Origin of the sequence: Bacillus andreraoultii, from assembly GCF_001244735.1 — a bacterium.
GTDB classification, from domain to species: domain Bacteria; phylum Bacillota; class Bacilli; order Bacillales; family Caldibacillaceae; genus Caldifermentibacillus; species Caldifermentibacillus andreraoultii.
On the sequence record NZ_LN868935.1, the window covers coordinates 122,507 to 144,312 of the forward strand.

A 21,806-nucleotide genomic window follows, 5' to 3' on the forward strand; every position below is an offset into this window, starting at 1 on the left:
TTTACTAAGTTTATTAAGTATCTCTCCCTACTAGATGACCATTTCATTGAGATGTAACTCAAATCGGTCACCTATCTCCCTTCTACTTGACCTTCGTAAGGCGTCTACACCCCCTTTTAGATGAGCGTTTATTAAAACTTGACTCGAACAAAGCGTCTATCCCACATGAAAGGGCAACAAACGAAAAGATTAGCCAATTTCTTGCTCACGCTAATCTCATCTTTTCTTTCATTATTTTCGTTCCATCACATGAATACCTATCCCAATAAGGACAACACCCATTAACAATAAAATACTCATCGGTTGCATTAACTCTCCATATGATGCCCCATAAATTGTTGCCCCTTTTAATGCCTCCATTCCATACGTAATCGGAATAAATTCAGAGATTTTTAGTAAAACTTTTGAAGACACAATTTCTAATGGCCAAAAAGCCCCTCCAATCATAGCCATACTAACTGAGACTAGTGGGATGATTGCATTAAAGTGTTGCACGTTCTTCACAACACTAACAAGAAACATCGCTAATGAAACGATGACAAACGTATATGGAATTAAAATAATTAATGTTTTACTAAATCCACCGTAAAAGTTAACACCTACAACAAAGCGAAATACGAAAAACAATAGGACAACTTGAAGATAGCCGACGAGAAAACTATAGAATAAATTTCCCGTATAGATTTGCCATTTTCTTAACGGTGACAAAATCATTCGATCCCATACACCTTGGCTTTTTTCTTGTAAAATATGAAGAACATTAAAGGCAATCGTAAAAATAACAAAAAATAAAGCTGAACCAAATAATGTTTGTAACTGATTATCTATAATAATCGAGTTATTACCACGAAAGGTAAGAACATCAACTTTAAACAAAGGTTCCTTCTCAATACTCTTCAATTCTTGTTTTATTTGTTCAATCTTGTGATTCTCCCCTTGCAACTGTTTTTCGATATTATTTTCTATTAATCGATCGGCGTATATAGATTGAAGATAATTTTGCAAGAGTGGGATATCCGATGTATTTTCCGCAATAATCATTTTATAATTATCGTTCAATAACTCAACTGCCGCACCTACATCCCCCTCACGAACCTTCTGCCTCGCCGTACTCTCGGAAACTCGTGTAAACTCGAAAATTTCAGAACTTGACAGGTCTTTCCACAATGTCGTCTTTTCTATATCGTTTATATGTGAATAAACAGGAATCATCACTTTTGTATATTGAGCATTCCCTAAAAAGTAAGCAAAAAGTACACTCATTGCGATCATTCCAAGAAAAAGGAGTGGCTTACGAAACAGCAAACAAAATTTTGTTTTTATTATATTAATCATACGACATCTCCTCTCTTTGGAAAGCTAATCACCGCAATAATCAGTAAGCAAAAACCAAAAAATAGGAGATAAATGATATGATCTAGAATTCCTTGTACACTAGACCCTTGCAAAACTTGTAACAATGCGGCCATACCTGCTCCATTCGGTGTAATGTTACCTAAAAACTCCATAACAGGCGAAATATGTGCGATTGGTGTATAGCTCCCACCTAATAATGAAAGAATGGCTACAATAACACTACCAAAAAATCCCGACACTGAGTCACTTCCAAATCGAAAGTTAAGCGCTGTTAGTAATGCGGCTAAACCACCAATGGAAAAACTTAATGAAAGAATAACGACGAAAAGTGCCGTTAACTCCTCCCAGTATACTTTATACAGGAGTGCTGATACCCCATATAAAATACATTGCTGAATGATTGAAAATAACATGGTTGAAAAAAATATACCAAAAAAATAGGACCATCTTGATGTGTTTGATAAAATTATTCGGTTAAAGACATGGAATTGTTTCTCGTTGTATGCAAAAGAGCTAATCATTGAAGCGACAAATAAAATAAACATAACAGTCATGCCTACTGTGTAGTATTGCATTGAATTAATTGGTTTTTTCTTTGTTACAAAATCAATCGTACCTATTTGTTTGTTATTGTTTACATCTAGTTGGATACCAGCTTTATTTGCGATAGTCATGGTTGAAAACATTTTCTCATACTGGCTAACAACGTCTGTAACAACATTGGAAGCAACTTGTTTCCCTTCATTTTTATAAATTTTAATCGCCGTGTCATTTCGTTGATTAAGCATGACATTTGATAATACGTTAAAAGTAAAATGCTCTGGAATTTCAATAATTGCTGCATAATCATTGTCATTTTTTATTTTTTCTAGTTGGTTAAGGTCAACTGGATAAACTTGAAAATATTTTTTAAGTTCTTTACTACCTAACACATCATTTTTTAATATCGATACTGGTTTTAGATTTTTTGCCCCTTCGATCATCTTGTTTTGAGCTTCTTTCGGTAAATTTAAAGTTTCAATTTTTTTAATAAAGGTAGCCATTCCATCTTCTTCATTATCCATATTTACAATTGCGATTTTTGCTTGAATAGCAATTGAGTCATTCGATAAAGCCCCTCCTAAAGCAAACCCAAGAATCGAAATAAGAATAAGTGGCATAAAGAGGAGGATGAGTAGCTCTTGTCTGTTCCTAAAGATAATCAATAAATCCTTTTTAATAAATGGAAAGATCATTTCTATTTTCCTCCTCTTAATTTCTTAATGCTCTACCCGTCAGATGAAGGAAAACATCTTCTAACGTCGGTGTTTTCACTTCAATAGAAATTAAATTCGCATTTGTTTCTTCAGCATAATGAGTTAGTGCTCTAAACAAGTTATACTCCTTTGGAACGATGAGCGTTAGAGATTGGTCTTGTACTTGAACTTGGCGAATATTCGTATCTTGTCTTAAAACACGAATGAACTCTTCATTCATTCGTTCTACTTTCATGATAATCGTGTTCTCAGATGATAGGATATTTTTTAATTCTTGTTTTGTTCCTGATGCGATAATATTACCTTGATCCATAATGTAAATTCGGTCACATAAAAATTCAACTTCTTCCATATAGTGACTTGTATATAACACCGTCATCCCTTGTTCTCGATTCAACCTCTTCACCGTTTCTAAAATATAATTCCTTGACTGAGGATCAATGCCTACAGTCGGCTCATCCATGATAATAATTTCAGGATTATGAAGTAATGCTATACCGATATTCAACCGTCTTTTCATCCCACCGGAATAAGTTTTAACGAGATGTTTTTGCCTATCCGTTAGACCGATTTGCTCCAACACTTCAGCAATTCTATTTTTCAATTTCTGCCCCCTAAGTCCATAAATCTGTCCAAAAAATTGCAAATTTTCCTCCGCTGTTAAATCTGAGTAAAGGGCTATTTCTTGTGGAACAACACCAAGTATTTGGCGGATTTTTTCCGGCCTTTTAATAATATTTTCATTTAATAGGCGAACATCACCAGAAGTAGGAACAATGAGCGAAGAAAGCATTGAAATCGTTGTCGACTTTCCCGCACCATTCGGTCCGAGCAGGCCAACAATTTCTCCTTTTTCCAAATACATGTTTACTCCTTGAACAGCCGTTATACCTTTAAACTTTTTTGATAAATCAGTTACCTCTAACATCGATTACCCCTCCCTTTTCTCTATGTTAAGAAAAATCCTCCATTAACTAACGTATCCAGCGTCACTTCATTAACTAAAAAATGTGACTTAAGTCATTTTTTGATTAAAGTTTCAAAGAAAAAATAAAACTTCGTGTGTAAGCTCCTATCATTCAGTTGAATAGCCATTCAACCTTCTATCGGTCATCTAAAACTCTTCTAGATGACCGTTTCCTCCTTTTTGACCGCGATTTGGGCATCTAGAACTGCTCTAAATGACTGTTTCTTCCTTTTTTACCACGATTTTGGCGTCTACAACTCTTCTTCATAACCTTTCCAACTTTTTTACCGCAAATCGGGCATCTACACGAGTGAAACGTCCTTTTTTCCGTGATAGCCCGATAAAGAAAACTAAAGGGATGCTCGAGCCTTCCTTAGAGCGCATAAGCATATAGGAATGTAAGGATTGGAAAATTTATACATTCCTATTAACAAAAAAAGGCCATTAAAAAAGGCCATTTTTTTAAAATCATGGTTTTATAACCGTTCTAATTGTAGATTCGACAAATTGAGATTCATAATTAGTGTTACTTACGTCGAATGGATGTGGGAATGCGAGAACTTGATAGTTCTTTTTCTTTATTGTATTTGGTAATGTCATTTCAAATACCTTTTTTTCATTTGGATTAACAGTTACAAAGTGAACAAGTTGATTATCTATTAATGGAACTTGCTCCCAGTCAAGCAATGCAATTAAAGCATAATTTACAACTTCATCAGTTGCGTTACCCACTGTTAAATAGACACTTTGTCCACGATTTGCAGAAGTTAACGAATTTAATTCTGATTTACTTTCACTTAAAAATACACCATCAATTGTGCCTTCACTAGTAGTGGCTATAGGAAATATACTCTCAGTGAAAAGGGGTTGCTTATTTTCAATATCATACCGAAGAGATAATATCTGTTTCATGGATAGCACCGGATCTAAATCAAATTCCTCAATTAATAGATTCGTTTCTTTTATAACTAAATAATCTACTTCCTTTGTTTCGTCACCTATTTCATTCAAAATTTCTATGTCTATCTCTGTATTTGCTTTTACTTTAAATTGATAACTTGTTCCTCTTCTTCCATTTGCTTCAAAATCAACTTGTTTAAAATTATTGAATACTAATAATTTATAGGTTCATTATTTATAAAATGAGACAGTGATCATTTGGTTTAAATCTCCTTTTTATTTACATTTAAAGTACTTCCATTATCAATAATTTATTGTTTTTTCCATACATACCAAGACCTATTCCCCAAAATAATAATAGACAAGACAAAGCTACGACTCCTACTTGTATTAACATTCATTCACTCTTGATACCTATTAATTGAATAATCTAATTATTCACTAATTTAGTTATATCCTTACTTCCTCAACCGTAAATACAAAATATCAAATTTACAAGTAATTACACTGTATTATTACTTTATATTGATTACAAAAAGTAACTACTTTTTTAGCTATCTGTTCCATTGTAAGGGGAGTTTTAGGCAATATCATTTTTCACTGCAAAAATAGCTAATTGTGTTCGGTCACGTAAATCAAGTTTCTGTAAAATTTGCGTGATATGATTTTTTACTGTCCCTACTGATAGATGTAATTCTTCCGCAATTTCTTTATTTAATTTCCCCTCTCCAACAAGTTTCGTAATCGTAAGTTCTCGCGGAGAAAGGGGGAATTCTTTTTTCTTCTCCGCCTTTTGTAACAGCCTTGGCATAACATTAGCAGCTACTTCTTCATTAATTGGTAAACCCCCACGAAAGCAGCTATAAACTGCCTCTACTAATGTTTGTCGTTCGGCTGTTTTCAGTAAGAAGGCATTCGCTCCATATTTTAATGCTTGAATGGCATACTCATCATCATTAAAAGTTGTTAATATTAAAATCTTCACTTGTGGGAAGCGCTCCTTAATTACCCTCGTTGCCTCGATCCCATTCATTACAGGCATCCGAATATCCATTATTACAAGGTCAATGATCTGTTTCTCAATCATTTTTATTGCTTCTTGTCCATTACTCGCTTCAGCTACGACACGAATCTTGTCATCTTGTTCAAGCATCAATTTTAACCCTTGTCTAACGATAGACTGATCTTCCACAATTAATACATTCCATCTTGTCAATCTCCTCAAGCCTCACTTTCAACCCGATTTTTAATAGGTGAACCCGTTTCCTTAATAGGAATCATTCCCTTTACAACAAACTCGTCATTTGCTTGATAGACAGATAGCAATCCCCCTTGTTCCTCAATTCGTTTTCGCATATTTTGTAAACCGAAACCTTCTTGAATTGGCTCTTCTTTATAAATTTTATTTTTTATAGAAAATTCTATATCACCAATAGCTGTTCGCCCCAATTCAATAAAAACTTCTCTTGAATTCGCGTGCCTCATCGCATTTGTTAATCCTTCTTGAATCACTCGATAAAGAGCAACACTTTGCTCATTCGTAAGACGGACGGATAGGACCCCCTTTTTCGTTGTTAATTGAACTAAAATATGACTTTCTGATTCTAATTTTTTTATTAACTGTAAAATCGTTGCCATTCCTTCTTGTTCAGTAGCTTTCAGTGCCCTTACTGCGAATCTCGTTTCTTCTAAACTTTCCCGAGCTAATATTTTTAACTCTTTAAAATCTTCCTCTCCCTTCTGTATCGATAGGATCTCCAATTGCATAAGCAAAGATGTTAACTTATGACCAACAGAATCATGAATATCCCGGGCAATTTTCGCCCGTTCTTCATATCTAGCCTCTTCTTCAGATATCGCTGCTAATCTCTTAAACTTCCGATACTCTCCAAGCAATGCTTCATACATATTTCTCTGGGTAGTAACCCCAGTTATAAGCATATTCATACGTAAAGCAATATAAAGTAAAGCAATGAAAAATAACAACAAAGCGCCATTTACTTTCCCGAATACAAGGAATAATGTAAGAATAACGAAAGAGAGCAGAGATAATAGGATAAATTCTGTCCTTTTCAACTTCTCAACTGCTAAAATAACAAAAAATGTAAGTAGTACGAGGCTATACGGATTCATAGAAAAATAGTAAAGAACTAATAATAAGATCATATTGGTATAAAATAAAATAAACGGATTTGGCGAAACATTGTAAAAAAAATACATGATTCCAACTACTACTGAAACGAGGAGAATGGGTACCGATTGAAGTGAACCTTCGTATATAAAGAAAATAATCCAAAGTCCAATGAAAATAAGAGTCTCATAAATAAATTTATTCATCCTTAATCTACCTTTTCTTAAACCTCTCATGACCGATGTCATAAATATACGGCTATATATTATAGTTTAAAATTACATGAAAGTTCCCCTTTGGTCAAAATTTTTTCGAAATTCATTTACATCGTTAAGCACATATACAAATATTGATTATTTTATTTGGATACCTTTCATTAGACGAGTCAGAAATGCAGCTAATAAATGGGCTTACTAGAAAGGATGGGAGGCTTCAAAACCAATATCCCGCTCTTTATGTAGAATTTTAAAGTAAGTTTTTGAATACTGTCGGTTTGAATGATAATACTTCTCATTTTTAATTTCTTATACAAGTTTTGGGACTGTTCGAAGTGAAAATACCAATATTCACGTTAAATTAGAATATTGGTATAACTAGGTTTTAAAACGAGAAAAGGGCATCTAGAACAAAAATAACAATGTTCTAGATGCCCCTTTTGATTTTATCCATCAACTGGTGTCAATTAATCGTTTGAATGGTATTATTCATTCTTTTATTTCTTAAATAAGCAATGAATAACAGTAAAATTGTTACAACAATCGTGAATAGATTCGTAATCAGCCCTTCTCTCAGGTCGAGCCAATCCATAATTAACTCATCACCTATCATCATTTCACCAGCAGTCCAAGCTAATATACCTGAACCAACATAAGCAATCCATGGGTACCTTTCCATATAACGAACAATTATTTTCGATCCAAAAATCATAATTGGAATACTAATAAAAACGCCAATAGTGAGAATAACGATATTTCCACCCGATGCACCTGCAACGGCGACGACATTATCTAAACTCATCACTGCATCCGCAGCAATAATCGTCCATATCGCTCCCATAATCGAATCCTTTGCTGCTAACTTTTCCCCTTCTTCTTGATTTCCATGGTTCACTAAAACTTTGTAAGCAATAATTAGAAGTAATACACCACCGAAGAAATGAACGAGTGGAATTTTTAGTAGTAAGGCAATGATTATCGCAAAAAGGATCCGTAAGAAAATAGCAAAAGCAGTTCCCCAATAAATCGCTTTATTTCGGTGACTTTCTGGTAATCTCCGCGTCGCCATCGCAATGACTATCGCATTATCCCCTGAAAGTACGAGATCAATGGCAATGACTTTTAATAGTACAATAATCGTTGCTGCAGATAAAGTTAATTCTATTCCCAAAAATAACCCTACTTTCATAGATTCATTAAGTTAATCTAATCTAGTTATTTCAAAATATAGCGTGATTTTATCGTCTACTTCAACTTTAGTAAACTATATCGCCATTAAAATAGCAAGCTTCTAGTTCTACACAACGAACTGCTGACCGTTTCTATATCTTATTGGCGTTCAATACCACTACGAATTGAGTACTTAACTTTTTTAAGTACTTTTGATTACTCCGTTTACATCCTGATGAATAACCACTTTACAATTTTAGCAAGTGACTGTCCAGCAGGTCTTTTTTAATTTCCAGATACCCTTTTCATGTTTCAAACCCTTGATATATCCAATTTTTTTGATATCACATTTTTGGGATATCCCCTTTTCGGACAGTCCCACCGCTTGATTTAAGTGCGTGTTTTTTGATGGGATTGATTTGCAATTTGAACAAGTTGGTATGGTGTATGCTTCGAGTACTTTTGAATCAACATTCCTTTTTCCCTTACTTTGACAGAAAAATTTAGCTAAAAAAAGTGGTTGACAGAATTTTCTATATGGGATATGATTAATTTAATAAAAATTCATAAATATTTTTACTTCTTATCCAGAGAGGTGGAGGGACTGGCCCTTTGATACCTCGGCAGCGGGCTTTCAACTGAAAGTACTGTGCCAATTCCAGCAAGTTAGTGATTGCTAACTTGGAAGATAAGAATGAGATAAGTTCGTGATATAACCTCTCATCTTATTTTCCAGATTTGGATAAGGTGAGAGGTTTTTTGATGCTCATTTTTTAGAAAAGGCTCTGTTAAAGTTTAATGTTGATATAAAGAAAAAATAAGAACTTCCAATTATCTGGAAGTTCTATCTTGTAATATAGTCTTATTCAACTAAAACTTTCTTTTGCTGAAGAACTCATCTTTAAGAATACTCAATCTTAAACGGTCAACAAATTTTTTATTTCTTAATCGGTCTTGTCTCAAAATACCTTCTTCGACATAACCCATTCGTTTATAAGATTTTATGGCTCTTTCATTATCAACCTCAACTCTAAGCCAAATCTTGTTAAGTTCTAATTCATTAAACCCCCACAAAAGCATTTCTTGCATCGCAGATAATCCATACCCTTTTCCCCAATAGTTTTTATCACCTATTGCTATGCCTAATTCGGCGTGTTTGTTTAATTTATCGATGTTTTTCAGGTCAATCCAACCTATATGTTTACCCTGTTCAGTTACTATCGCTTTTTGTTCATATCCATTTGTTTTTTCAATGCACATCTTAATCCAATTTAGAGTTTCTTCTCTGCTAAATGGTGGATATTTATCTGGCATATTTAAATGTTTTGTTACTTCTTTATCTAAACACCATTGATATCGGTCTTCGACATCATCAAGAGTTAATTCTCTTAGTATTACTTTTGGCAGTTTTTTTGTTTCCATTTTTTGTCCCCCTTTTATACCGTAATAGCTCTTCCCACTAATCTGCCCGATACGTTGGATAAGAAACAATGTTATATCACAATTTTATTTAACCTAATTGTATCAAAGGTTTCCGAATTTTGTGTTAAGTTCCCTCTAATAATCAAGTCATTCATCGTGACTTCATTTCTTTGATGTTGAATGCTTTCTAATACCTGAAACCAGACAAGGTAATTGTTTAGGTACTTAGTAGCAACACCGTTAAATCGTTGTATCCATCCTTTAAGCCTTCGATGGTAATTATTGACGTTCTGAATATGGTATAACCCCTTTGTACGAACCTTACCATCAGACTTGAATTGATAAATAACCATTCCTTTTTCAGCAGCGTATGTTTTAAAGGCACGCCAAGAATCGGTACATAATATATTTTCACTTGAAAGTTTATGACCGATAGCTTTGTCCAATTGTTCTTTTGTTAATCTACCCATTCCTAATACCTGTGAAAAAGTCATTTTGTCACGGTCCCTTGCAACTAGAACACATACTTGTTCATTGCTTATACCACGTTTCTTTGCAGAACCACCACGCTTGCGGGGCTTTCTATCTTTAATTTTTCTCTGTCCTTTTTCTGAGTACAAGAAATAGGTCTCGTCCATTTCAACGATACCTTCAAAGTTTGATATTTCCAATTGTTTTAACGAAGATAAGAGCTTGTGTCTCCAATAAAATAATGTGACGTGAGTAACATTGCCAATCAATTCAGCAGACTTACGTAATGAATATCCTTCTATCATACACTCGATAAACTTCATCCATTGGTTAAGACGACGAGTTCGATATAAAGCTGTATGTGTAAGGTCGGTAAATGTCTTTTTACACGCTTTGCATCGATAACGTTGCTTTTTAACTTCTTCTCCTTCAACGATAGTTGAATATTTTCCAAACCGAACAATATGCTCCGATTCACAATCTGGACAACGATAACCATTCTTGTTTTTACGCTCAGATATTTCTTGAAGAACGGTTCCTGTTGAGGAGGATGCTGTAAGTGCATCAATTAAATATTCTCGTAATCGATGTTTTTCTGCTGGATTTAGTTTTTGAATGGCTTTAAGAATAACAGTTGCTCTCATCGTCATCACCAACTTTAATAATGATAATCTTATTATAGAACATAAGTTCCTGTATATCAAATAATCAACAGCTAACTTTAACAGAGCCTTAGAAAAAAGGTGAGATGGAAAAAGTATTATATTTATATCCTAGTTAGTTCATTTGTTTACTTATATTTAAGAGTGGGGGCACACATATGATTACGTTTGAACAAGTTAGTAAAACATTTAAAACGAACGATCGTGAAGTTCATGCCGTCGAAAATATTAGCTTAACGATTCATAAAGGAGAAATCTTTGGCGTCATCGGGTTCAGTGGTGCTGGAAAGAGTACACTCCTTCGACTCGTAAATTTATTAGAAAAACCAACATCTGGCAAAGTCATTGTCAATAACCAAGAAATTGAACGTCTGTCAGAAAAGGAGCTGCGCAAACTCCGTCAAAATATCGGAATGATTTTTCAAAACTTTAATTTATTTGCATCGAGAACGGTATATGGAAATATTGCATATCCATTGAAACTGGCAGGCGTTCCAAAGACAGAAATCAAAAAACGTGTTGCCGAACTCCTTCGCTTTGTCGGATTAGAAGATAAGGCAAACTATTATCCTGAGAACTTATCAGGCGGACAAAAGCAGAGGGTCGGGATTGCTCGGGCACTTTCGACATCCCCAAAAATTCTCATTTGTGACGAAGCAACGTCGGCACTCGATCCGGAAACGACAAGTGAAATTCTCCATTTATTGAAAAAGGTGAATCAAGATTTAAACATTACAATTTTACTTATTACACATGAAATGAATGTTATTCGAAAAATTTGTGATCGTGTTGCTGTGATGGAAAATGGTCGAGTAATAGAGGAGGGTCCGGTTGTTGAAATTTTCTCCAACCCCAAAACAAAGACAACGAAAAATTTTATCAACTCAGTTTTAAATGATACAATCTCTGATTCGTTATTAAAAGAATTACGTCAAAACGGCATAACAAAACTGTATCGTTTAACGTTTCAAGGACCTGCGACAAAACAACCCGTATTATCTCGAATCGCCAAAAAATACGATGTTGAAGTAAATATTTTAAATGGAAATATTAGTGATCTTCAAGGAGAATTATTCGGCTATGTGATTGTGGAACTGAAAGGTGTCGAGGAAAATGTAAAAAAAGTACTTGAAGCCTTAAAAGAACATGTTCAAATTAAGGAGGTTTTAACAAATGAAGGTTGATTGGAATACTTTTTGGCCACGAATTATAGAGTCAACAGGTGAAACAATTACGATGGTGTTTTTTACCTTATTGTTTTCATCAATCATCGGAGTAACGTTAGGACTCATTTTATATGTAACGCGAAAAGGAAATTTAGTCGAAAACACCTTCATTTATTCACTACTTAATTTCTTTATTAATTTAATTCGACCGATTCCATTTATTATTTTTCTTGTAGCAATTGCTCCAATTACAAGAACAGTAATCGGAACTACGATTGGAACGGGTGCAGCGATATTTCCAATGACCATCGTCGCATCGTTTTCTGTCGCAAGAGTCGTGGAAAATAACCTGGTCTCCATTGATCCGGGAATTATTGAAGCTGCAAAAGCAATGGGAGCAAGCCCTACTCGTATCATTTTTGACATTATTATACCGGAAGCTATCGGCCCTCTTATTTTAGGCTTAACTTTTATTACAATTAGCCTAATTGATTTTTCTGCCATGGCAGGAACAGTTGGTGGTGGAGGACTAGGTCATGTCGCAATGACATACGGCTACCAACGTTTCGATACATCCGTTATGATCGTTACCGTTGCCATCTTAATTATTTTAGTTCAATTTGCACAATGGATTGGAAATACACTTGCAAGATTTTTCCTACGACGATAAAGAAAACTCAAGTACACTCGAGCCTCAAGGTAACCAAGAGACTAGAGTTCGCCAAAAAAGCTTTTTTCGGCTGCGATGCAATACTCGAAGTCTTCCTTATGTGTTTTTAGCGGATTGGAAACTAGAAATTGAAAGATTTATACTTTCCTATTGGCTAAAGAAAAATACGTATTTGCATGATGAGTATTTTTTCATACAACGATCGTTAACGAAAAAAATATCAATTACTATTCCAAAAAAATATATGAGGTGATTATGAAATGAAAAAAGGATTTCTATTATCATTGATTACAATTTTATTCATTTCTCTTTTATCTGCTTGTTCAAGTATGACAGGAGCGGATGAAAAACAAGTAGTGAAAATTGGGGTAACCGGTTCAGATGGTCAGTATTGGGACTTAATAAAAGAAAAAGCGGAAAAAGAAGGAATTGAAATCAAGTTAATCGAGTTTTCCGACTATACGTTACCGAACCAAGCTCTTGCACAAGGAGAAATTGATTTAAATTCATTTCAACATATTGCGTTCTTAAAACAATTTAAAAAAGAACATAAACTTGACCTAGTCCCTATTGGAACAACGGTGATTGCGCCTATGGGAATTTACTCCGAAAAATATAAAGATGTTGCCGACATACCAAAGGGGGCAAAAATTGCAATTCCTGATGACCCATCAAACCAAGCACGTGCACTGAAATTATTAGAAGCAGCTGGGTTTATTAAACTAAAAGATGGCTTTGGATTATTTGATGACCCAAGTGGAATTGAAGAAAACAAACATAATCTTGAAATTATTCCTATGACTGCCCAACAAACACCCCGTGTCCTTGAAGATGTCGCAGCATCTGTGATCAATAATGGGGTTGCCGGTCAAGCAGGCTTTGTCCCAAATGAAGATGCAATTTTTATAGAGGATCCAAATGATAAACGTGTTCAACCATATATTAATATTTTTGCAGCTAGAACAGAAGACAAAGATAATCCAGTTTATAAGAAGATCGTTGAAATTTACCATGATCCAGAAGTTGAAGAAGCAGTGAAGAAAGATACCAATGGCGGATCAATTGTTGTTAATACACCAATAAATGAATTACAAGATATTATTAAATAAAATTGAGGGGGATTTGATGATGACAAATATTTACGAAAATCAAAGAGGAAAAATCGTAGAAAGTATAGAAAATGGAAAGGATTTATATATAAAAACAAGTCATGCAATCCATGAACGTCCAGAAATTGGGAACGAAGAGTATTTTGCTTCCCAAACATTAACAGTGATTTTAGAAAATGCTGGGTTTGAAGTAACTAAAAATGTCGCCGGTCATGAAACAGCTTTTGTCGCTCGGAAATCTTCTCATATTAGTGGACCGAAAATTGCCTTCTTAGCAGAATATGATGCATTACCAGGACTTGGTCATGCTTGCGGTCATAATATTATTGGAACAACTAGTGTTGCAGCTGGAATTGCGCTTGGCGAAGTAATTCATGAAACAGGTGGAGAGGTTTTCGTTTTTGGAACACCAGCAGAAGAAGGGGGACCGAATGGATCAGCAAAAGGAAGCTTTGTGAAACATGGGCTGACAGATCATATTGACGTTTCCTTAATGATTCATCCTTCAGCAAAAACTAGCTTAACGAGCCCTACGTTAGGGGTGGATCCGTTAGACTTTCACTTTTTCGGAAAAGCAGCCCATGCATCAGGTTCACCAGAAAAAGGAATTAACGCACTTGATGCGGTGATTCTACTCTTTAACGGAATTAATGCGCTGCGTCAACAACTTCCTAGCGATGTTCGGATTCATGGCATTATTACAAATGGCGGAGACGCACCAAATATTATTCCAGAATATGCATCCGCGCGTTTCTTCATTCGTGCAAGTACTTGGGCACGTTGCAAAGAAGTATCAACTAAAGTACGAAAAATTGCAGAAAGTGCAGCCCTTGCAACAGGAGCTAAAGTAGAAATTGAACGTTTCCAAAATGAAGTCTTAGACTTTATATTAAATCCTACACTTGATTCAATTATAGAAGAAGAATTAATTGGGCTTGGAGAAGAAGTAATAAAAGAAGAGAAAAAAGCACTCGGTTCAACGGATGCAGGAAATATTAGCCATACGTTACCAACAGCTCATCCACATATTAAAATTGGCCCTGATTCATTAATTGGCCATACAAATGAATTCCGTGAAGCAGCGAAATCCCCTCTAGGAGATCAAGCTCTTTTAACCGGAGCAAAAGTACTTGCATTTACGGCACATCGATTATTGACCGATGCCCCACTCTTGAAAAAAGTACGCGAAGACTTTGAAAAAGCAAAGAGTAAACAACATCATTAAACTTTTTACACCTCCCTTTCGTTTAGGGAGGTTTTTTTCTAGTAAACGATTTGATTTGAAATTTGATACTCGTTCTATACGCCTGTTTTGCTAAGTTTCTCACTATATACAAGAAAAATGAATAAAATAGAATCACTATAATAATCACAGAAAAAAGGTGAAAAGGTGTGTTTTCCCGAGAGAAGCATACCTTCTCACAATAAACCATTTTAAAAAGAACGTTACAACTCATTAAGTATACGCTGAAAATACTTCACTGCTTCGACCATTCGGGGTCCGTACCAAAACATCTCACCATCTAGGATTTTGATTGGAACCTCTGGCAAAAAATCCAAAAATTCCTCCCGATGCGAATCTTTGAACGGATACGGCTCACTCGCTAAAAAAAGATAATCAAGTTTAGCATTTTGAAAATCTTCTTCGGTCACAACAGGATATCGTCCAGCATAGGTCGAAAACGCATTCTCGAACCCAATTGATTGAAAAACAGAATCAATATATGTATGGTTTCCTACGACCATATACGGTTTCTTCCAAATAACATAGGCAAAACGTTTTCCTGAAAACCGAGGAAGTCGATCAAAACCGTGTGCAATTTTTGTCCGCAATGATTCCGCTTCTCGCTTTCTGTCAGTTAACGCACCTAAATCATCAATCATCTTATACACGTCGTGAACCGATTGAATTTCACAAACAAAAACAGGAAACTCCTTTTCCAACTGATCAACTATTTCTTTCGTATTTTCTTCTTTCTCACAAAATATTAAATCCGGATTCACTATGCGAATTTTTTCGAGATTGATATCCTTTGTTCCAGCTACTTTTAACACTTGATCGACAAGACCTTTTGGATGAACACAAAATCGTGTGCGCCCAACAACTTCCTTTTGTAAATTTAATGAAAAGAGCGTGTCTGTAATCCCCGGTACTAAGGAAACGATTCGCTTAGGAGGATAAGAAAATTCCACAAGACGCCCAAGATGATCAGTCACTTTCCTTTGAACCATGAAAATCCCTCCAAACTTATTTTGACGGATTCTATTTCCAACTCCTTATATCATATCATTAAGAGCCGATAATTTTCGAAAAAAATAGAACATAGTTATCATTTGGTTAGTCCTCAAACAGATAAATCTTTTAGTTTTGAAGTTTTAATAATACCGATTTATGGTGGTTTGATTAGAAAATTCGGTATCATATGTAATACGAAAAATGTTTGAATAATCTTTTTGGGTGTGAATCTTTCAATCACTTATTTTATATCGACATAATGTCTGCGCACATCCCCTTAATAATAAAAATAAATTTCATAGGCATATCATTTGTGCATTTTATTATTTTAATATATTATTACGTTGTAATCATTTAAAAATATGAATATTTCACATATCGAAAGCGCATTCTAAAGACTTACAAGCATTAAGTAGTAGTTGGACCTACTCTTTTATTAATCTAGTTAAAGATAGTGGTCAAACTACCGCCAAATTGAAAGCGCATTCTAAGTGTGAATACTATAAAGGGGAGGAATTACATATGATCTATGCAAATCCAAATACGAAAGGTTCACTTGTTCACTTTAAGAAAAAATATGAAAACTTTATCGGGGGCAAATGGGTAGCACCAGTTAAAGGACAATATTTTGATGTTGTGACACCAGTTACTGGACAAACTTTCACAAAAGCTGCTCGTTCATCTAAAGAAGATATCGAACTTGCACTTGATGCGGCACATGCAGCAAAAGATGCTTGGGGTAAAACATCCACAACTGAACGGGCCATTATTTTAAATAAAATTGCAGACCGTCTAGAAGAAAACCTAGAAAAATTAGCGGTTGCGGAAACTTGGGATAACGGAAAAGCCGTTCGTGAAACATTAAATGCAGATATTCCACTAGCAATTGATCACTTCCGTTATTTTGCTGGCGTTATCCGTGCACAAGAAGGTCGTATTACACAACTAGATAACGATACCATCGCTTATCATTTCCAAGAACCAATTGGCGTTGTTGGTCAAATTATTCCATGGAACTTCCCGATTTTAATGGCTGCATGGAAAATTGCCCCAGCACTTGCAGCAGGTAACTGTATCGTCTTAAAACCAGCTGAACAAACACCTGTATCCATTTTAGTACTTATGGAATTAATTGAAGATCTTCTTCCTGATGGTGTACTTAATATTGTAAATGGTTATGGAGTAGAGGTTGGTAAACCTCTTGCTACAAATCTACGTATTGCTAAAATTGCATTTACTGGCTCTACAGCTGTTGGACGTCAAATCATGCAATATGCGACTGAAAATATTATCCCGGTAACCCTTGAACTTGGTGGTAAATCACCAAATATTTTCTTTGAAGATGTAATGGATCAAGATGACGAATTCCTTGATAAAGTGATGGAAGGATTTGTTATGTTCGCTCTAAATAATGGAGAGATTTGTACATGTCCATCTCGTGCTCTGATCCAAGAATCTATTTACGATAAATTTATGGAGCGGGCACTTGAACGAGTAAAATCAATTAAAGTTGGTAATCCACTAGATACGGAAGTAATGATGGGTGCCCAAGCATCAAAACAACAAAAGGACAAAATTCTTTCTTACATCCAACTAGGGAAAGATGAAGGTGCAGAATGTCTAATCGGTGGTGATGTAAACCATCTTGGTGGAGATCTTGAGGGCGGAAACTATATCCAACCCACCGTATTTAAAGGAAATAACAAAATGCGGATTTTTCAAGAAGAAATCTTCGGACCAGTTCTTGCTGTTACAACATTTAAAGATTTCGATGAAGCAATAGAAATTGCTAACGATACAATGTATGGATTAGGTGCTGGTGTTTGGTCAAGAAGTGGGGACATTGCATACCGTGCAGGTCGCGCTATTCAAGCTGGACGTGTTTGGACCAATACGTATCATAAATATCCTGCTGGTGCTGCATTCGGTGGTTACAAAATGTCTGGTATCGGTCGTGAAAACCATGCAATGATGCTTGACCACTATTCACAAACAAAATGCTTACTCGTGAGCTATGACCGTAAACCTCAAGGGTTCTTCTAAACAATACACGAGGAGATAAAAAGATGGTGAATCAGGTCGATGTAACCGATGAAGCACTTGACTTCATCCATATGCTAAAAGAAAAATATAGAAACATTTTATTCTATCAATCAGGCGGTTGCTGTGATGGTTCTGCAGTAATGTGTTATCAAGAAGGTGATTTTCTCATAGGTGAAAACGATATTCTTCTCGGTTTCATTGGAAATGTACCGCTTTACATGCATAAAAGCCAATGCAATTATTGGAAACATACGCAACTAATAATTGATGTGACCGACGGGGAAGGTCCAGCATTTTCACTTGATAGTCTAGAAGATAAACATTTTATCACGCGCTCACGTGTTTTTACCGATGACGAGTACGAGGAAAAAGAAAAGATATGTCGATAGATAAGGCTAAAGAAACTGTTAATTTAAAGAATCTAAAACGAACATAAGCTTATGGGGAAATTATAATATATAAAATAAGAAGCTGCCTTACACGAGAAGGTAGCTTCTTAACTTTAAACCGAAAATTCACCATTGATACGGTGTCTCTTGGTAAACATAGTAATTCAGCCAATTAGAAAATAATAAATAACTGTGTGAACGCCATGTGTGAAGTGGACGTGCTAGAACATCATCATTTGGAAAGTAATTTTTTGGAATGTCCGTATCAAGACCTTTCCTTTGGTCACGGACATATTCATCCGCTAATGTTGTTGCATCATATTCCAAATGGCCAGTAATCATAATGTTTTTTCCACTTTCCGACATAATAATGAATGGTGCCCCTTCCTCTGAAACAGACAACAATTTTAAATCTGGATGGTTTTCAATAGCTGTACGGGATACATCCGTATAACGAGAATGTGGTGCATTGAAAACTTCATCAAAACCGCGTATTAGTTTTACCGTTGGATCTGAACATTGATGTTTAAATATACCAAAGCATTTTTTTGGAAGTTCGTATTTTCCAATTCCATAATGATAATACAGCGCAGCTTGGGCACCCCAACAAATATGTAATGTAGAGGTGACATTGGTTTTCGTCCACGCCATAATCTCTGTTAATTCACTCCAATAGTCCACATCCTCAAAGGCCATCTTCTCCACAGGTGCACCAGTAATAATCATTCCATCAAAGCGTCGATTCTTCACTTCAGGAAATGTAGTATAAAAATTATCTAAATGATAATTGCTTACATTTCGTGACAAATATGTGGATGTTCGTAAAAATGTAATGTTTACTTGTAGCGGAGTATTTCCTAGTAATCTAAGAAGTTGTAATTCTGTTTTTTCCTTTTCTGGCATTAAATTTAAAATGAGGATATTTAGTGGACGAATATCTTGAGTTCTCGCCCGGTCTTCATCCATAATAAAAATCTTTTCTTTTCTTAACAATTCTCCCGCCGGTAAGTTTTTCGGGATATTAATTGGCACCCTATTCACCCCCAATAAAATGAACGATACGAAGTCGAAATCAGCATTTACTACTAATAATAAAGATTATACCGATTTTTCTTTATATTTTCATTCCTTTTTGTTTATTAAAAGTAAAATTGTCACAACCGTACCTTTATTGGGCTTGGATTCAACGAAAATCATTCCTTTATGTAAGTCAACAATTTGTTTCGCTATACTCATTCCAAGTCCTGTCCCATCACTTTCTTCCTCTGTATTTGTTCCTCGATAGTAACGAGTAAATAAATGTGATAATGTTTCTTCATCCATGCCCACCCCATTATCTTCTATCCTAATCTTTAGTTCCATTCCATCCGTACTTAAGGTAACGACCGTTTTTGTACCTGGTGGATTGTGCTTCATTGCGTTATATAAAAGATTATCAATCATTCTCTCAAACAATCTTTTATTCATTTGAATGAAAACTGGTTCATCTACTGTTTGTAAAATACATGGATAAGTAGAAAGCATTCGATCACGCGTAAACTTATCTAGAATTTCTTTCATAAATTGGTTTATTTCAACAACTTCAAAACAAATGTTGATCGAATCATTCTTTAACTGAAAACTAAGTGAAAAATCCTCAATCAAATTTACCATGTAATCACTTTTTTCTCGAATGGTGTGTCCTATTTCCTCTAATTCCTCTTTCGTCCATTCATATTGCCCACTTTCTAATAAGTTCCCATACCCTTGCATCGTGGATATTGGTGTTCGTAGATCATGTGAAATACCGGACATCCATTCTTGTCGCGATTTTTCTAATTGTTCCCGTTCTTTTCGAGAAGCAGCTAATTTTTCTGCCATTGTATAAAAAGCTTGAAATACTTCTTCATACAAACGATATCGTCTCTTAATTTTTCCATTCTTTCGATAAAAGAGTTTCTTTTCTTTTATTGTCAATACTTCTTCGTACTGTTCATTTCCCATTCGACTTAATAAATTTGTAAAAATAAACAATGGGTTTCCATATCGAAATCCGTTCCAAACAGAGATAGCAATGGTAATCAATAATATAACTACTCCTGTTATTGCAAGAGTCAAAATAAACTCCCTGTAAGAGTCCAGTTGAATTTGTTTCTTCTTATCATTTGGTGTATGAAGAACCCATAATGTATTCGCTTCAGAATTCTCATACGTTAATCGCTTTGTTGAAAACATATTTGGGGCCGCTTCTCTTAAAAACGCATCTAATGGTTTTTCCTTCTTATCATAATTTTCGCCGATTTTCACTAGTAATTGATGGTCTTGATATACTTCTAGAGAACCATGTACGTTTGCAAGTAGTTGTTCAATATCTTTCCGATCCTCTTCTTTAGTCAATCCATTGACATGATATTTATCTATAAGTTCATTCATCACACGATTTGCTTCATCTTTATGACCTAAAATAAATAAATACGGTTCTTTGTAAAATGTTTCTAAATAAAAATATAATGTATACCCGTTTAACTCCTTTGTTTTCTTCATTTTTTCTAGGTCGTTTAAACGATATGATTTCGGAATATCATTTGGTACATTTCCAGAATCCACAACTTCTCCTTCCTCATTAACAATCTGTACCCAGATGTCTTCTTTTTGGATATTATCCTTCCATCCATCGCTCATCTCCAATTGTACGAGTGAATCCGTATCTGTACTAATATCTTCCAAGAGTACTTGATAATAATTATGTTCCGACTCTTTTTCAACAAAATGATAAACAACAACCAATAACGTTAGGAAAATAACGACAACCATTAAAATACCGACAGAAATAAATTGGGTTGCAAAATTAATAAATAACCGGAACTTTAACTTTCTCATTTTTCATTTCCTTTTACTAATTTATAGCCTAATCCACGTACGGTTAATAATACTTTCGGTTGACTAGGATCTTCTTCAATCCGTTCTCTAATTCTTCGTATATGGACAGAAACCGTATTTTCATCAACAAAATGATCAAATCCCCAAACCGCATCGAGCAATTTTGCTTTCGAGTGTACGATATTTGGGTATTTACAAAAATAGCGTAATAAAAGAAAAACTTGTGTCGGACACGGAATAATTCTCCCGTCAACAATTAATTCTCCTTTCTCTTCATCTAATATAAATCGACCAAAGTCATATCTCCTATTTTCTAAAGGTTGTCTCAATTTTTCTCCATTTCCCCTTCTTCGTAAATACGCTTTAATTCTCGCGGCAATTTCTAATGGATTAAACGGTTTCGTCACATAGTCATCTCCCCCGGTGGCAAAACCAGTTAGGACATCTAAATCGGAAACTTTTGCAGTAAGGAATATGATATACGCATTCGTCTTTTCACGGATTTTCGGACATAATTCAAATCCATTCCCATCCGGCAACATCACGTCAAGAATAATAATATCAAACTTGTGATTTTCTAATAATTTCATTGCTTCCTGACCTGTGTGTGCTGTGAATATTTTAGAAAATCCCTCTTTTTTTAACATGATCTCTACCATTTTCACAATAGCCTTTTCATCATCAATAATTAATATACTTGCTATTTCCATGTTGTTCCCCTCTCCATACCCTTCTATATACTGTTTTACCATGTAAAGTTTACCAGCAGTTTACCAAATTGAAA

19 protein-coding genes and 1 riboswitch are annotated in these 21,806 nt (G+C 35.0%); of the genes, 6 read left to right on the forward strand and 13 right to left on the reverse strand.

What is annotated here, in order from left to right; translation table 11 throughout:
• Nucleotides 1-231: 231 nt before the first annotated feature.
• The 9 genes from BN2144_RS00990 to BN2144_RS01030 form a co-directional block, all read right to left on the reverse strand.
• The gene (locus BN2144_RS00990; RefSeq protein ID WP_033826500.1) at nucleotides 232-1,335 is read right to left on the reverse strand and encodes an ABC transporter permease; all 1,104 of its coding nucleotides are present in this window, start codon (nucleotides 1,333-1,335) and stop codon (nucleotides 232-234) included.
• Nucleotides 1,332-2,591 (reverse strand): ABC transporter permease, encoded by a 1,260-nt coding sequence (locus tag BN2144_RS00995; protein WP_033826501.1) that lies wholly within the window; start codon nucleotides 2,589-2,591, stop codon nucleotides 1,332-1,334. The genes BN2144_RS00990 and BN2144_RS00995 overlap by 4 nt, the downstream gene beginning before the upstream one ends.
• Before the next feature lie 16 nt (nucleotides 2,592-2,607).
• Nucleotides 2,608-3,540, reverse strand: a complete 933-nt coding sequence (locus BN2144_RS01000) for a daunorubicin resistance protein DrrA family ABC transporter ATP-binding protein (protein WP_033826502.1) — start codon at nucleotides 3,538-3,540, stop codon at nucleotides 2,608-2,610.
• 507 nt (nucleotides 3,541-4,047) lie between these two features.
• Complete coding sequence (locus tag BN2144_RS01005) at nucleotides 4,048-4,590, reverse strand: hypothetical protein (protein WP_033826503.1); 543 nt, start codon at nucleotides 4,588-4,590, stop codon at nucleotides 4,048-4,050.
• 469 nt (nucleotides 4,591-5,059) lie between these two features.
• Entirely contained in the window at nucleotides 5,060-5,695 is a 636-nt protein-coding gene (locus BN2144_RS01010) for a response regulator transcription factor (protein ID WP_033826504.1), read from the reverse strand.
• Nucleotides 5,696-5,700: 5 nt separating this feature from the next.
• A complete protein-coding gene (locus BN2144_RS01015) occupies nucleotides 5,701-6,816 on the reverse strand; it encodes a sensor histidine kinase (RefSeq protein WP_042337414.1) in 1,116 nt (371 codons plus the stop codon).
• Nucleotides 6,817-7,288: 472 nt separating this feature from the next.
• Complete coding sequence (locus tag BN2144_RS01020) at nucleotides 7,289-8,014, reverse strand: TerC family protein (protein ID WP_407637995.1); 726 nt, start codon at nucleotides 8,012-8,014, stop codon at nucleotides 7,289-7,291.
• Between the two features lie 561 nt (nucleotides 8,015-8,575).
• A riboswitch (SAM riboswitch) is annotated at nucleotides 8,576-8,690 on the forward strand.
• Nucleotides 8,691-8,865: 175 nt separating this feature from the next.
• Complete coding sequence (locus BN2144_RS01025; RefSeq protein ID WP_033826340.1) at nucleotides 8,866-9,417, reverse strand: GNAT family N-acetyltransferase; 552 nt, start codon at nucleotides 9,415-9,417, stop codon at nucleotides 8,866-8,868.
• Nucleotides 9,418-9,488: 71 nt separating this feature from the next.
• A complete protein-coding gene (locus BN2144_RS01030; protein ID WP_082195103.1) occupies nucleotides 9,489-10,532 on the reverse strand; it encodes an IS1595 family transposase in 1,044 nt (347 codons plus the stop codon).
• 176 nt (nucleotides 10,533-10,708) lie between these two features.
• Here BN2144_RS01030 and BN2144_RS01035 point away from each other — a divergent pair, with 176 nt between their 5' ends.
• The 4 genes from BN2144_RS01035 (at nucleotide 10,709) to BN2144_RS01050 (ending at nucleotide 14,720) form a co-directional block, all read left to right on the forward strand.
• Nucleotides 10,709-11,734 (forward strand): methionine ABC transporter ATP-binding protein, encoded by a 1,026-nt coding sequence (locus tag BN2144_RS01035; protein WP_033826506.1) that lies wholly within the window; start codon nucleotides 10,709-10,711, stop codon nucleotides 11,732-11,734.
• On the forward strand, nucleotides 11,724-12,386 hold the full coding sequence (locus BN2144_RS01040) for a methionine ABC transporter permease (protein ID WP_033826507.1): 663 nt from the start codon (nucleotides 11,724-11,726) through the stop codon (nucleotides 12,384-12,386). The genes BN2144_RS01035 and BN2144_RS01040 overlap by 11 nt, the downstream gene beginning before the upstream one ends.
• A gap of 260 nt (nucleotides 12,387-12,646) precedes the next feature.
• Entirely contained in the window at nucleotides 12,647-13,495 is an 849-nt protein-coding gene (locus tag BN2144_RS01045; protein WP_033826508.1) for a MetQ/NlpA family ABC transporter substrate-binding protein, read from the forward strand.
• 19 nt (nucleotides 13,496-13,514) lie between these two features.
• Nucleotides 13,515-14,720 carry a M20 family metallopeptidase gene (locus tag BN2144_RS01050; protein ID WP_033826509.1) on the forward strand — a complete coding sequence of 402 codons (1,206 nt, stop codon included), beginning with the start codon at nucleotides 13,515-13,517 and terminating at the stop codon, nucleotides 14,718-14,720.
• 221 nt (nucleotides 14,721-14,941) lie between these two features.
• Here BN2144_RS01050 and BN2144_RS01055 read toward each other — a convergent pair whose 3' ends face one another.
• Complete coding sequence (locus tag BN2144_RS01055) at nucleotides 14,942-15,727, reverse strand: ABC transporter substrate-binding protein (protein WP_033826510.1); 786 nt, start codon at nucleotides 15,725-15,727, stop codon at nucleotides 14,942-14,944.
• Nucleotides 15,728-16,253: 526 nt separating this feature from the next.
• On the opposite strand from BN2144_RS01055, the gene exaC reads away from it, so the two are divergent.
• The gene (gene exaC, locus BN2144_RS01060; RefSeq protein WP_033826511.1) at nucleotides 16,254-17,774 is read left to right on the forward strand and encodes an acetaldehyde dehydrogenase ExaC; all 1,521 of its coding nucleotides are present in this window, start codon (nucleotides 16,254-16,256) and stop codon (nucleotides 17,772-17,774) included.
• Between the two features lie 23 nt (nucleotides 17,775-17,797).
• Nucleotides 17,798-18,163, forward strand: coding sequence for a DUF779 domain-containing protein (locus BN2144_RS01065; RefSeq protein ID WP_033826512.1), 366 nt, complete (start codon nucleotides 17,798-17,800; stop codon nucleotides 18,161-18,163).
• 126 nt (nucleotides 18,164-18,289) lie between these two features.
• On the opposite strand, the gene metA is transcribed toward BN2144_RS01065, so the two are convergent.
• The 3 genes from metA to BN2144_RS01080 form a co-directional block, all read right to left on the reverse strand.
• Nucleotides 18,290-19,195: a homoserine O-acetyltransferase MetA gene (gene metA, locus BN2144_RS01070; protein WP_033826513.1), complete on the reverse strand. Its 906-nt coding sequence runs from the start codon at nucleotides 19,193-19,195 to the stop codon at nucleotides 18,290-18,292.
• 90 nt (nucleotides 19,196-19,285) lie between these two features.
• Nucleotides 19,286-21,022 carry a HAMP domain-containing sensor histidine kinase gene (locus tag BN2144_RS01075; protein WP_033826514.1) on the reverse strand — a complete coding sequence of 579 codons (1,737 nt, stop codon included), beginning with the start codon at nucleotides 21,020-21,022 and terminating at the stop codon, nucleotides 19,286-19,288.
• The gene (locus BN2144_RS01080; protein ID WP_033826515.1) at nucleotides 21,019-21,732 is read right to left on the reverse strand and encodes a response regulator transcription factor; all 714 of its coding nucleotides are present in this window, start codon (nucleotides 21,730-21,732) and stop codon (nucleotides 21,019-21,021) included. The genes BN2144_RS01075 and BN2144_RS01080 overlap by 4 nt, the downstream gene beginning before the upstream one ends.
• Nucleotides 21,733-21,806 lie beyond the last annotated feature (74 nt).

What these genes read in the sequence shown, in the direction of transcription:
- BN2144_RS00990 (WP_033826500.1), bottom strand. Translation starts at nt 1,335, where the DNA reads ATGATTAATATAATAAAAACAAAATTTTGTTTGCTGTTTCGTAAGCCA.
- BN2144_RS00995 (WP_033826501.1), bottom strand. Translation starts at nt 2,591, where the DNA reads ATGATCTTTCCATTTATTAAAAAGGATTTATTGATTATCTTTAGGAAC.
- BN2144_RS01000 (WP_033826502.1), bottom strand. Translation starts at nt 3,540, where the DNA reads ATGTTAGAGGTAACTGATTTATCAAAAAAGTTTAAAGGTATAACGGCT.
- BN2144_RS01015 (WP_042337414.1), bottom strand. Translation starts at nt 6,816, where the DNA reads ATGAATAAATTTATTTATGAGACTCTTATTTTCATTGGACTTTGGATT.
- BN2144_RS01020 (WP_407637995.1), bottom strand. Translation starts at nt 8,014, where the DNA reads ATGAAAGTAGGGTTATTTTTGGGAATAGAATTAACTTTATCTGCAGCA.
- BN2144_RS01025 (WP_033826340.1), bottom strand. Translation starts at nt 9,417, where the DNA reads ATGGAAACAAAAAAACTGCCAAAAGTAATACTAAGAGAATTAACTCTT.
- BN2144_RS01030 (WP_082195103.1), bottom strand. Translation starts at nt 10,532, where the DNA reads ATGAGAGCAACTGTTATTCTTAAAGCCATTCAAAAACTAAATCCAGCA.
- BN2144_RS01035 (WP_033826506.1), top strand. Translation starts at nt 10,709, where the DNA reads ATGATTACGTTTGAACAAGTTAGTAAAACATTTAAAACGAACGATCGT.
- BN2144_RS01040 (WP_033826507.1), top strand. Translation starts at nt 11,724, where the DNA reads ATGAAGGTTGATTGGAATACTTTTTGGCCACGAATTATAGAGTCAACA.
- BN2144_RS01045 (WP_033826508.1), top strand. Translation starts at nt 12,647, where the DNA reads ATGAAAAAAGGATTTCTATTATCATTGATTACAATTTTATTCATTTCT.
- BN2144_RS01050 (WP_033826509.1), top strand. Translation starts at nt 13,515, where the DNA reads ATGACAAATATTTACGAAAATCAAAGAGGAAAAATCGTAGAAAGTATA.
- BN2144_RS01055 (WP_033826510.1), bottom strand. Translation starts at nt 15,727, where the DNA reads ATGGTTCAAAGGAAAGTGACTGATCATCTTGGGCGTCTTGTGGAATTT.
- exaC (WP_033826511.1), top strand. Translation starts at nt 16,254, where the DNA reads ATGATCTATGCAAATCCAAATACGAAAGGTTCACTTGTTCACTTTAAG.
- BN2144_RS01065 (WP_033826512.1), top strand. Translation starts at nt 17,798, where the DNA reads ATGGTGAATCAGGTCGATGTAACCGATGAAGCACTTGACTTCATCCAT.
- BN2144_RS01075 (WP_033826514.1), bottom strand. Translation starts at nt 21,022, where the DNA reads ATGAGAAAGTTAAAGTTCCGGTTATTTATTAATTTTGCAACCCAATTT.
- BN2144_RS01080 (WP_033826515.1), bottom strand. Translation starts at nt 21,732, where the DNA reads ATGGAAATAGCAAGTATATTAATTATTGATGATGAAAAGGCTATTGTG.